The 12,993-nt window shown below is 46.5% G+C and carries 9 protein-coding genes; all 9 read left to right on the forward strand.

From position 1 onward, the window contains the following. Window positions 1-2: 2 nt before the first annotated feature. Window positions 3-1,400, forward strand: coding sequence for an exosortase Y-associated Wzy-like protein (locus SFV55_RS05565; protein ID WP_320028479.1), 1,398 nt, complete (start codon window positions 3-5; stop codon window positions 1,398-1,400). Continuing rightward, window positions 1,397-2,536, forward strand: a complete 1,140-nt coding sequence (locus SFV55_RS05570) for an XrtY-associated glycosyltransferase XYAG1 (protein WP_320028480.1) — start codon at window positions 1,397-1,399, stop codon at window positions 2,534-2,536. The genes SFV55_RS05565 and SFV55_RS05570 overlap by 4 nt, the downstream gene beginning before the upstream one ends. Further along, window positions 2,533-3,318, forward strand: coding sequence for a glycosyltransferase family 2 protein (locus tag SFV55_RS05575; protein WP_320028481.1), 786 nt, complete (start codon window positions 2,533-2,535; stop codon window positions 3,316-3,318). The genes SFV55_RS05570 and SFV55_RS05575 overlap by 4 nt, the downstream gene beginning before the upstream one ends. A gap of 9 nt (window positions 3,319-3,327) precedes the next feature. Then, window positions 3,328-4,278: a bifunctional heptose 7-phosphate kinase/heptose 1-phosphate adenyltransferase gene (locus SFV55_RS05580; RefSeq protein ID WP_320028482.1), complete on the forward strand. Its 951-nt coding sequence runs from the start codon at window positions 3,328-3,330 to the stop codon at window positions 4,276-4,278. Further along, complete coding sequence (gene gmhA, locus SFV55_RS05585; RefSeq protein ID WP_320028483.1) at window positions 4,275-4,829, forward strand: D-sedoheptulose 7-phosphate isomerase; 555 nt, start codon at window positions 4,275-4,277, stop codon at window positions 4,827-4,829. The genes SFV55_RS05580 and gmhA overlap by 4 nt, the downstream gene beginning before the upstream one ends. Window positions 4,830-4,846: 17 nt before the next feature. Beyond that, the gene (locus tag SFV55_RS05590) at window positions 4,847-6,031 is read left to right on the forward strand and encodes a glycosyltransferase family 9 protein (protein WP_320028484.1); all 1,185 of its coding nucleotides are present in this window, start codon (window positions 4,847-4,849) and stop codon (window positions 6,029-6,031) included. A gap of 513 nt (window positions 6,032-6,544) precedes the next feature. Then, the gene (gene asnB, locus SFV55_RS05595; RefSeq protein ID WP_320028485.1) at window positions 6,545-8,419 is read left to right on the forward strand and encodes an asparagine synthase (glutamine-hydrolyzing); all 1,875 of its coding nucleotides are present in this window, start codon (window positions 6,545-6,547) and stop codon (window positions 8,417-8,419) included. Window positions 8,420-8,605: 186 nt separating this feature from the next. Next, window positions 8,606-10,330, forward strand: coding sequence for a carbamoyltransferase (locus SFV55_RS05600; RefSeq protein WP_320028486.1), 1,725 nt, complete (start codon window positions 8,606-8,608; stop codon window positions 10,328-10,330). A 170-nt stretch (window positions 10,331-10,500) separates the two neighbouring features. Further along, complete coding sequence (locus SFV55_RS05605) at window positions 10,501-12,045, forward strand: ATP-binding protein (RefSeq protein WP_320028487.1); 1,545 nt, start codon at window positions 10,501-10,503, stop codon at window positions 12,043-12,045. The last annotated feature ends 948 nt before the right edge of the window (window positions 12,046-12,993 follow it).

The raw sequence follows: 12,993 nt of genomic DNA on the forward strand, positions 1-12,993 counted from the left end.
CCTTGAAGTACTTGCTAATATATATTCCTTTTGTTTTTGCTTGGGGATTATTAGATAATCCTTCAGTTTCGTATTGGACATCTTGGTCTAGTTCGGTATTACTTATAATCGGGGTTTTGAATGGTTATCTTAAGCCCAAAGGATATAACACATCTTGGAAAGATCATCCCTTACGGCCAATCTTTATCCCTCATTTTATTTTTGCTGGTTATCTGGCAATATCATCAATATTTTATTTTTGGTCACTATATGGATATGTTTATTTTGAAAAAATTAATCCAGAAGCTAATCCTATATTTTTTGAACGCGCTGCTTATGCACAATCTCTTTATTATCTCGGGCATGCAGGTTTTTTACATGGTTCATTGATATTTTCTCGCTATTCACCCCCTGCAATGAAAGCAAAAGTCAATTCCATAACTGGATTCTGTCTAAAATTGGCTATCTCCTTTACCATTATCAACATTGGACTGAGTTTTTTTCCTCAGCTTGGGCAATTAAGAGAAAAAGCGGCTAATATCAGCTCAGTAACCGCCGCAATAGCCTTAGCTTTAGCTGTACCAGAACGTAAATTGTTAGGGCTAGTACTTGCTTTGGCTTTCTTTGCAGTGAATCTTATTCAGGTTTTACTCTCTGGATGGAAAGAAAGTGTGCTAGTATTATTTATTTTATTAGGTGCGTTTTTAATGCCTATTTATAAGAATAAAATCATCATATTAGGGTTACCATTCTTACTATTTTTGTTGTTTTTATTACCCACTTATGTTAATGAATTTAGAGTAAATGCTTGGGAGCAAGGTGCAGCAAAAGAAGAAGCTTTCAAGTCTGCCTTTAATGCGTTAAAACAGAATAATAACGTAATAAAAACCAACTGGGGTTTCCTAACAAATCGATTATCAGAGATAAGTATGTTTACAATTTATTTATCAAACGTTCCGAGTAAAATTCCTTTTTATAGATTTCAAATAGTAATACAAGGCTTAGAAGCAATAGTTCCAAGAGTTATTGTGCCAGATAAAATGATAACTGAAGAACTGGTAATGAAAAGAGTTCGTGAAAATGGGATTGTGTCGTATAATAATATACGAATTTCTGCCAAACCACCAATTATTGTAGATGGATATATCTCATTTGGTATTTTTGGGGCATGGATTTTTTGTTTTTTACTTGGTTGGAGCAGTGCAACTATTTCGGTTTTAGCTGAAAATTTATTTGGAGGTTATATTCTAGGGACTGGTGTGTTTTTTACTGGTTTATTTGATATTTATTGGCGGGGAAATTGCTTTGAGTTTCTGATTAATACAATTTTTTGGAGTTTAATGCTAATGCTTTTTATATTCATTCTTCTTTATTCATTCGGAGTTTTGAAAAAAGTTGAAAACATTCCCACCCGTAGATGAAAACCCTTCATCTCACACCAGCATATAAACCAGCCTATGTTTATGGCGGTCCTACACTTTCGGTAAGCCGCTTAGTGGAAGCATTATCGCAACAAGATCATGTGACAGAAGTGCTAACAACAACTGCAAATGGGAAAAAAGAACTAGTAGTTGTAACCTCTCAGTCCCAAATGCTAGACGGGGTTCTTTGTACTTATTACCCGAGGTTGACTGGTGATCATACCCACTTTTCACCAGCTTTGCTGGTTGCTTTCTTGCGTAAGTTAAATAAGACTTCAATCATTCACATCCACTCCTGGTGGAATTTGGTAGTGATTCCTGCGTTATTTTTCTGTCGAATACGTGGAATCCGTCCGGTATTATCACCGCGGGGTATGCTCAGCCCTTACACCTTACAAAACCCCATCAAGCGTTTATTTCATCAAGTAATTGGACGTTGGCTATTAAGAGGAACCGTCCTCCACGCTACTTCCTTACAAGAAGCCCAACAGGCACTAAGTTTGATTCCAAACTGGCCTCATTTCATCCTACCCAATATCATTGAGCTACCAACTTTGGGTACCTTTCACCATAAAAGTACCACTGTGGATAGCTGTCGCTTTATCATCCTATCGCGCATTCACCCTGTTAAAGGCTTAGAAATGTTTTTTGCAGCTTTGGCTGAACTGGATTTCAAATGGAAACTTCAGATTGTGGGTGAAGGGGATATTGCATATATGGCATCATTAAAACAATTAGTATTCGATTACGGAATAGCCAATCAAATAGAATGGCTTGGTTGGCTCAATGGCACTGAAAAATTCCAGTCACTAGCCAATGCCGATTTATTTGTTTTGCCCTCGCTCAGCGAGAATTTTGCCAATGTAGTACTTGAATCATTAGCAACAGGAACTCCCGTGATCATTAGCGATCAAGTGGGACTTCATGATTACGTCAGCGCCAAGAATTTGGGTTGGGTAGTCCCGTTAAATAAAGAAGCCTGGGTTCAGGCACTACAAACCGCATGGGAAGCTCGTAGTTTGCGCACTCAGATACGTGCTCAAGCGCCCGCGCTTATACATGAGGATTTTGGAGCAGAACAATTGGCGAAGCAATACCTCGCCGCATACCAGCAATTTTCCCAAAAAAAGTCATGACCAATCACCTTGATAACATCACTCCAGTAGTTTTGTGTTTCAATGAAGCGCCCAATATAGCCAGAACCTTAACTGCACTAAATTGGGCTCAAGAAATCGTAGTAATTGACAGCTACAGCACCGACGAAACCTTAGAAATAATAGCTCAATTTCAGCAGGTTAAATTGTATCAACGCAAATTTGATACCCATGCCCAGCAATGGAATTTTGGCTTGGAGCATGTAAAAACAGAATGGGCGCTTTCACTAGATGCAGATTATGTATTATCTACGGAGTTAACGCAAGAATTATCGACATGGAAGCCAGTTTCTAATTTTGTTGGATATTTTATTCCTTTTAAATATTGTGTTTTTGGTAAACCTTTACACGGTACTATCCTGCCGCCTCGGCAAGCCTTATTTTTAGTTAATAAAGCCCGTTATGTGGATGATGGACATACTCAACTGCTGGAAGTAGGAGGGCAAAGTGGCCTTTTCAAACATTTCATCCTCCATGACGATCGTAAGTCTCTTTCCCGCTGGCTATGGGCACAAGATCGCTATGCCCAGTTGGAACTCGCCAAATTTCAATCTTCCACGGCTTCTCCTACACGTTTTAATGATTGGGTGCGTAAGCAGATTATGTTGGCTCCTTTTGTTGTCTTTTTTTATTGCCTGATTCTTAAAGGCGGCATTCTGGATGGCTGGAGAGGCTGGTACTACGCTTTTCAGCGCATGCTCGCAGAGCTTTTGCTTTCCTTGCACCTATTGGAAGCCCGGATAAACCGGGAAACGAAGAAATAGCAACCCAAGGTGAAACAAGCAGCAAATCTATTGGTCCTCGGCGACGTCATGCTCGACCGCTACATCGTCGGTACGGTGAGTCGCATCTCACCCGAAGCACCGGTGCCCGTAGTACGCGTGCATCGAGAGGAGATCAGTTTGGGGGGTGCGGGCAATGTGGCCCTCAATGCGGCCAAGTTAGAAGCCAAAACCACTTTGTTTGGGCCGATCGGGGCAGATGACAATGGGCGGGCGCTGCACAATCTGGTACTTGAACATGGCATAGAGCCCCATTTGTTCCAGGCGGAGATACCCACCATTGCCAAAATCAGGGTAATTGGCAACCACCAACAGATTGTACGTTACGATTACGAGGAGGTAAAAGGCAGTGCCAGTTGGCTCAGCCATTTGCAGGCTTTGTTGAGCGAGACCACCTATCAGCACGTCATTATTTCTGATTATGGCAAAGGTTTGTGTAGCGAAGCGCTTTGTCAGTACCTGATTCAGACCGTCACTGCCCAAGGTGGGATGGTCATTGTTGATCCCAAAGGCATCAATTGGGCCAAGTACCAGGGCGCATTTATGATCACCCCCAACCTCAAAGAATTGTCGGAAGTATGGGGGAGCCCGCTGCCCAACGAAGACGATGTCGCCATTGCCCAGGCCGGGGCAGAAATCCGGCAGCGTTTTCAGGTTCAACACCTTTTGGTGACCCGTTCAGAGCGGGGCATGAGTCTGATCAGTGCCAATGAGGTGATTCATTTTCCTACCCAGGCGCAAAGTGTGTATGATGTGACCGGGGCAGGCGATACCGTTATTGCTACGTTAATGGTCTCATTGGCGATGGGCTATTCGCTACAAGATGCCATTCGACGGGCTAATTTTGCAGCAGGTATTGCCGTATCCAAATTTGGAACTTATGCAATCACCAAGGACGATCTAAAGCCCTGGGATATTGAAAACAAACCGAGTGAGCCATGATCCAAGCTGAAATAGCAGCCCATCAAAAAGTAACGGAGGCGCTGCTCCAACAAGTTGCACAAATTGAAGGCATTTGTGAGCTCGTGGCGCAAAGGCTAAAAGCAGGGAATAAAATTTTGTTCATTGGCAATGGCGGAAGTGCTGCGGATGCACAACACTTGGCCGCAGAGTTATCCGGCCGTTTTCGCACCGAGCGCCAGGCATTGGCCGGATTGGCCCTCACTACCGATACCTCTGCCCTCACGGCCATTGGCAATGATTATGGCTTTGAGGAAATTTTTTCGCGACAAGTAACCGCATTAGGCCAGAGTGGTGATGTGCTAGTGGCCATTTCCACCAGTGGCCATAGCCCGAATGTACTCCGAGCCATCGAAACAGCAAAATCGCTGGGCATAGCCAGCATTGGGCTCAGCGGCAAAGATGGAGGACAATTGGCCGACAAATGTGATCTTTGTCTGGTTATTCCAGCTCAGGACACCGCCCGCATTCAGGAAATGCATATCTTAGTGGGGCATATTTTGTGCCAATACATCGACAGTGTTTTTGTATAAGGGGTGCAAAACAAACAGTGAGTTCTTTTTTTGGTATGAAAGAAATCCGCTACAATCGGTCCTTTTTCCCCGCAATCCAAATAGTACTAGTTGTTGCTTACTTTAAACTGATGAATGGCCTTTTGCACTTTTTTGCCAAAGCATTGTATCAAAAAGTAGATCAAGTAGGTAGTATTTTGATTTTTCGAACGGGCTCGCTGGGTGACAGCATCTGTGCTATCCCGGCCATTATAGCCATTCGGCAGGCCTACCCTCAGGCCAAAATTGACATAATGTCCAATACCGGGCTAAAAAGCCTGGTGTCTTTAAAAGCCTTACTCAACCCAAATCTGTACAACGAGTTTATTGATTATTTGGGGATGGAAGTCAAAGAATTGATTCCCTTGCTCAAGGCTAAAAAATACGATGCAGTAATCCAACTTCCTCAAAATCAGGCTCAGCCGAAAACCCTTCTTAGGGATCTGTTTTTTTTTCGCCTGATCATTGGAATCAAAAAGGGGTTTGGTTGGAGTTATTCCACGGTCAAATTTTGGCGGAAACTACAGGAAAAAACCATCGTGTACGAGCAGGAGATTGAGCGGCTGATGAAAATACTGGCCCAAAACGGGATTGATGCACCAGCTACGCCACAATTTGAATTCAATATTGCCGAAGCGGATGTAACACTCGTTGAAAAAGAGGCCCTTGCCATCCGTGCCATTCGGGATAAACCTTTTATGGGAGTGGTTGTAGGTGCCAAAAGGCCTCAAAATCGCTGGCCAATTGAGCATTTCAAAACGGTGATTGAAGAATTTAAAGAAGAGTTTAACATGCTGATCATCGGTGGCCCTGAAGACAATTTATTGCTCGAACCCCTCCTTGGAGTTTCCGGGGTATTTAATTTGTGTGGTCGCTTTTCACCGATCCAAAGCGGCCTCATGCTCCAACGCTGTGTATTGTGCCTCAGCAACGATACCGGGCCCATGCACTTGGCCTATGCTTTTGGAACACCGGTAATGGCCCTTTTTAGTGCACGGGATTTTCCCAATAAGTGGTTCCCGCCCCAGCAAAACCACCATAAGGTATTTAGAACCTACGGCGTTCATTGTGCTTTATGCCTTTCTGAAAATTGCCAGGATAATATCTGCATGAAAAAAATTGACCCCCGTGAAGTCACCCATGCAATCCGGCAACTATTAAACAATCTCCCTCTACACAACTAAACTTTTTTGGTGCTTTTTCTACCTGAACGAAGGGGAAATAAAAATGCCCTTACTCCAAACGAGGAATATGAGGCACCAGGCCATTTGGTGTTTGTATACAGTTTTAGCAAAGCTGCCTTTTGCTGAAGTGGGTTTGTTGTGCACCTACCGCTTGGGATTGTAGTATAGCTGTGTAGCCAATGTTTTGCCGGAAATTGAAATCACTGTAAAACATATTCAACAAAAAAATTACTATTTACCTTGATGTCCACCACATCCACTTTTTTCACTACCTTGTGCCTAAGTTTTAAAGCCTGAAATCAATTGTGGTAAATGCTGAATTTCCAGGTGGCTGAACTTATGTATCTGCTTGTTTTACAATGTTCTACGCCAATTTTTTTGTTTTCTATTGCTGTAATAGAACGCTGCCAAACCATTGCACTGTTCTTCTACCTTCAGGTAATGTTTTAGGCGTTCTGCTATCATGCAGCAGCTTGATGTTGCAAAACGATTGGTGAAAAAGCCCAGCGCTCAATGTGTGGCATCAACGGACTTTACGCCCCTTCAAAAACCCCAATTGTTGGTCAGCCCAGCCAGCTAGTCCAACAGATGAATCAAACTTTGGCCCATCGCGGGCCTGACGATGCTGGAATCTGGCATGAAGGCCCCATCACCTTGGGGCATCGCCGCTTGTCCATTATCGACCTTTCCAGTGGAGGGCATCAGCCAATGTTCTCTGCGGATGAGCGGTATGTCTTGACCTTTAATGGCGAGATTTACAACTATCGCGAACTCAAGGCTCAGTTGCCTGATTATCCCTTCCAGTCCAATAGCGACAGCGAAGTCATCCTGGCGGCCTACCAGCACTGGGGTACAGCATGTGTGTCTCAGTTGGTGGGCATGTTTGCCTTTGCCATTTGGGATCGGCAGGCACAAACCCTGTTCATTGCAAGAGACAGGTTGGGCATCAAGCCGCTGTATTATTGCCAAAAGGATGGAGTGCTGGTTTTTTCTTCCGAACTGCGCGGCATTCTGGCTAGTGGCTTATGTGCTCGTCAACTCAATACCAACGCCTTAGTGGATTACCTGCGGTACCAAACGGTTCATGCGCCGGATACCATCGTGGCAGGTATTCAAATGTTGGAACCAGGTACTTATCTTTGGCAATCTGCCGACGATTTTTACATCGAAAAATACTGGCAGCTAGTCCCTGGTGCTTCAGAAAAAGAAGAAACCGGGAATTGGCCCGAACAGGTGCAGGAAGCTTTAAAAAAAGCAGTAGAACGCCGCCTGATCGCCGATGTACCCTTTGGTGCATTTTTGTCTGGGGGTATTGATTCCAGTGCTATCGTGGCATTGATGAGCCAATTGTCCAATCAGCCAGTACGTAGCTTTAACATCAGTTTTCAAGAAGATCAATACGACGAAAGTATCTACGCCCGTGAGATGGCCCAGCGCTGCCACACGAAGCACGAAGAGATCAAACTAAGTGCGGATGATTTTTTGAATTTATTACCCGCTGCGCTGTCTGCGCTGGATCATCCCAGTGGTGATGGGCCCAATACCTATGTTGTGTCGAAAGTCACCCGGGAAGCTGGTGTGAGTATGGCTTTATCCGGCTTAGGGGGGGATGAGCTGTTTGGGGGGTATTCCGTATTTCCACAATTGGACAGCCTCCAACAACGAGACTGGCTCAATTGGGCTCCTTTGTCGGTGCGGCGTTGGGGCGCCAGCCTCTACCAATCTTTACGCCCGGGCATTGCAGCCCAAAAGACGGCCAAGGTATTGTCGCTTCCCCAGATCACCGCCTTGGCAGCTTATCCCATTTACCGCCAAGTATTGATGGATGAGCAAATCATGGAATTAACCAATTTTCAGGAATTGCCCAACAACCGCGTTCAGGAACAAATCCAAACCCTGTTGCTCAACCCTGGTTTTGTAAACTTGCCACTGTACAGCCAAATCTCCATTTTGGAAATACAAACTTACCTCCAGAATGTATTGCTGCGCGATACGGACCAGATGAGTATGGCGCATGCACTTGAGGTAAGGGTGCCCTTTATGGATCACAATTTGGTTGAGTTGGTATTGGGTTTTCCCGATGATGCCAAAATAGGGCAGGCCAATAAACATCTCTTGGTAAAAGCCATGGGCGAACGCCTGCCCGCCTCCATTACCCAAAGGGCTAAAATGGGATTTACCTTGCCCTTCGCCCAATGGATGCGCAATGAATTGAAGGAGTACTGCGAGACCCAAATCTTTTACCTGGCTCGCTATCCCTTTTTTAAAGAGAAAGCCCTACACCAGCTTTGGCAACGTTTTTTGAACAATGATAACAAAATATCTTGGTCGAGGGTTTGGATGTTGGTGGTGCTGGGACATTGGTTGCGGCAGCATAATATTCAATGAGGCCCGCTAGGCTGAGCCCGCCTGTATTTTCAAATCAATGGTACAACTAAGTATGACGCAAAAAATTACTTCCCGATTTGGATTATAACAAAAAGATCTCGCCGTTACTTTAGGAAGGGTTAAAAGTATAATTTTATGTGAGGAACTGCATAACTTTACCTCATCCCTCTATAACAATAAAAGAACATGTACACACTTGGACTAAACGCCTACCACGGCGACTCATCGGCCTGCATTTACCGCCACAGCGAGCTATTGGTAGCCACCGAGGAAGAGCGCATCCGCCGCATCAAACACTGGGCGGGCCTGCCTACTGAAGCAGTCAAATTTTGCCTCGCAGAAGCGGGCATTACCCTGGCCGAGGTGGATGTGATTGCCATTTCGCGCGATCCACAGGCCAAGTTTATGGAAAAGGTGTGGTATACCTTGCGCAAGGGCGTCAAGCTACGCAGCATCTTGGACCGCGCCAAAAACTCCCTCAACGTAGGCGCTTTCAAAAAAGAGCTGGCGGAAGCCTTTGGCTACCAGGAATCCGACCTGAAGGCGCGGGTAGTGTACGCCGAGCACCACCGCAGCCACCTGGCTTCGGCTTATTTTGTATCCCCCTTTGCCGATGCAGCCCTGTTGAGCATCGATGGCATGGGCGACTTTTCGTCCACCATGCGCGGCTACACCCAAAACGGCAAAATGGAGGTCATCGACAGTGTCTCCTATCCCCATTCCTTGGGTATTTTTTATACGGCCCTGACCCAGTGGTTGGGTTTTCCCCACTACGGCGACGAATACAAGGTGATGGGCCTGGCCCCCTACGGGCAGCCCACGGAGCTGGACAAAGTAGCCCAATTCATCCACCTCAAGGACAATGGTTTGTTTGAGCTCAATCCCCGCTTTTTTCGCCACTTCAAAGAAGGCGTCAACATGGATTGGCAGGGCGGCTCCCCCCACGTAGGCACCCTTTACACCGAGGCCTTGTGTACCTTGCTGGGGCCTGCGCGCAGCCCGGAGGAGCCCTTGAGCGACTACCACCGCAATGTGGCCACCTCGGTACAACGCATGGCCGAAAAAGTGATTTTCCACCTGGCCGAAGATTTGCAGCGCAAAACCGGGCAAAAAAACCTCTGTTTGGCTGGTGGCGTAGCCCAAAACTCGGTGGCCAATGGCAAACTGCTGGCCAATACTTCGTTTGAAAAACTCTTTGTGCCCCCGGCCGGGCACGATGCGGGTACCTCCATCGGCGCGGCGCTCTACGCCCTACACCAGCTGGACAATCAGCCCCGGGCACCCTTCCGGCACCAGGCCTACACGGGTGCCTGCTTCAGCAACGAGCAGATTGAGGCCTATTTGCAGTCGCGGGGCATCAGCTACCAGCGCTTTACCGATGAGGAGCTCTTCCCCCACGTAGCCGAGGCGCTGCACCAGGGGGCGGTGATTGGTTGGTTTCAGGGGCGGGCCGAGTTTGGGCCCCGGGCCCTGGGCAATCGCTCGATCATCGTGGACCCCAGTCGGCCCGATGCCAAAGATTTATTGAACTCAAAAATCAAACGCCGCGAAAGTTTCCGGCCTTTTGCTCCTTCTATCTTGAAGGAAGCCGTGTTGGACTACTTTGAGCAAGACGACGATGTGCCCTTTATGGAAAAGGTGTTCCTGATCCGGCCCGAAAAACGGGCAGTTATCCCGGCGGTCACGCACGTAGACGGCACCGGACGCCTACAAACCGTGGAAGAGCAAGACAACCCGCGTTACTACCGTTTGATCAAAACTTTTGCTGAAAAATCTGGAGTTCCCATCCTGTTGAATACCTCTTTTAACGAAAACGAACCCATCGTTAACACCCCCGAACACGCGCTGGAATGTTTCCTGCGCACCCAAATGGACCTGTTGGTACTGGAAAACGTGGTGGTCTCTCGTTAAAACCCACTCCCTCTCACAAACCTTTTCTTTTGATTTTGACCCACTGCCTCAATGGAGGAGTTGGGTGAACCCTTTGCTGCCAAACGAGGTGGTCATTGTGGTATGTTGGAAAAAACTTGAGCCGCCTGGGCAAGGGGGGTGGAATGGCTACAAATTCCTATATTTGTGCTATGGCTAGATTGAATTATCCAATTGGCATCCAGGATTTTCGAGAAATCCGTACAAAGGGGTACCATTACCTCGATAAAACGGCGTTTATCCATCGCCTATTGATGGAGGGGAAATACTATTTTCTTTCCCGTCCGCGGCGCTTTGGCAAATCCCTGTTGGTTTCTACCATCAAGGAAATATACAGTGGCAGTCAGGATTTATTTGAGGATTTGTGGATCGAAAAAAACTGGGATTGGCGCAAGCAGCACCCTATCCTGCATTTGCCTTTCAGTTCCATGAATTACCAAAAACTGGGCTTGGCGGCGGCCTTATCCAAGGAGTTGGAAGCCATTGCCACCGGGTTTTCCATTCGGCTGAACAGCCAGGAATTGAAGGATCAATTCCGCGAGTTGTTGCAAAAATTAGCCCAGACCCAAGGCCGAGTGGTACTACTGATCGACGAATACGACAAACCCATCATCGATTATCTGGAAGCCCCCGAACAGGCCAAGGCCAATCGAGAAACGCTCAAGCAGTTTTACTCCGTACTCAAGGATGCTGATCCACATCTGGAGTTGGTGTTCATCACGGGGGTGAGCAAGTTTTCGAAGGTGAGTATTTTTTCAGATTTGAACAATCTGAAAGACCTCTCGATCAATGAACGGTACAACAAGCTCTTGGGGATTACCCAGCAAGAGTTGGAATCACAATTTAAGGATCGACTTTACGAAATAGCGACCATCAGGAACATCGAATATGGCACTTTGATCGCTCAGGTCAAAAACTGGTACAACGGCTACAATTGGAGCGGTACCGATACCATGTACAATCCTTTTTCGTTGCTGAATTTTTTGCAGGATGGGCAATTCAACAATTATTGGTTTGCGACAGGCACCCCAACGTTTTTGGTAGAACGGATGCGCAGTGAAGGTCGGTTTCGGTGGGATGCAGATGAATTTGTGGCGCTGCTAACACTCGCCAATTTTGACATCGAACACATCGAATTGGTTACTATTTTATTTCAAACTGGTTATTTGACTATTTCGGAATTGAACATTATGGAAGGTTGGTGTAAGCTGAATTATCCCAACCAAGAGGTAAAAGCCAGTTTGGAGCAACTGATGCTGGGGGCCTTCCTGCACCGTATTGGCTCGGGGTTACCAACGGTGTTACAATTGCGCCAAGCCTTGGAACGCAACAACCTGGAACGAGTAATTGAGATCATCAATACTGCATTTTCAGGCATTCCTTCTGATCTTTGGAAAGGTGCAACTGAGCTGCACTACCACGCTTTGGTACACCTCACATTTAGCCTTCTGGGCAATTACCTCAAGAGTGAAGTCAATAGCTCATTGGGGCGTTGTGATGCCATCGTGCAAACGGCTACCCACATCTATGCTTTTGAATTCAAATTAGAGCAGAGTGCGGCCATCGCCATCCAGCAAATCATCGATAAAAACTACCTGGGGCCTTATCAATTGGATACGCGGCCCAAAGTGGCAGTAGGCATCAATTTTTCCAGGGCGAAGCGGGGGGTGGACGAGTTTGATTGGCGGGAATTGTAGGCTTTGGATGCAATTGCACTATCCTTCGAGACAAAATACCTACCTTGCGGCCCCACAGGACTCGGAACCTGTCAATTACCCACAAATCCGCGCATTGCCTGCGAGATTGTACTTTTGTCTCAGAACCCCCGACCCCTACAGGGCAATGTCATTGACTTAAGGATTTATGCGTTGAATTTGGTAGTGTGCTTTTGTCCCAGAACCCCTAAAGGGGAGTACAGCTTACGTTAGCTTGAAATTTGCTCGTTTTACACTGAAAATCAAATTTTTAAGCACACGCACAATGTACTCCCCTTTAGGGGTCGGGGGTTGGCAGACCTCAGCACAATTTTGCGCTGAATGCACCTTTTTCCTTAAATCAACGACATTGGAGTTAAGCTATATCGGGGTTTTTTATTTTCGCTCTAAGTCGAACATTTTACGAGCGCCCAAAAGCCACCCCTGCTGTTCCTCGCTGCGCGAGCGGGTTCTACGATCGCGGGCTTTAGAGCCTACGTTACCTTGAGCATTTTACCTGTGCTCGACCAGAGGTACGATCTAGAACCTGCGATCGTCGAGCCCGCTCACGCAGTGAGCATTTTGGGATCGAAGAGCGCGCCACGCAGTGGCTGGTAGGGTGTTCAACCTAGCGGAGAATTTCCTTTACTCTGGAGGCATTACCATCCCACGCAGTGGCTGGTACGATGTGCCACGTACCGCGAGATTCTTCCTTTTAAAACAGTTTTGTACGATGTATTGAAGGTTTTTGAAAAGGAATATTTTTTTGATATTTTACCAACCGCTACGCGGGGCGCTCGTCGATCCCAAAATGCTCGCTGCGCGAGCGGGCTCTACGATCGCGGGCTTTAGAGCCTACGTTACCTTGAGCATTTTACCTGTGCTCGACCAGAGGTACGATCTAGAACCTGCGATCGTCGAGCCCGCTCACGCAGTGAGCATTTTGGGATC

The sequence above is a fragment of the Haliscomenobacter sp. genome (assembly GCF_033763495.1).
Classification (GTDB): Bacteria; Bacteroidota; Bacteroidia; order Chitinophagales; family Saprospiraceae; genus Haliscomenobacter.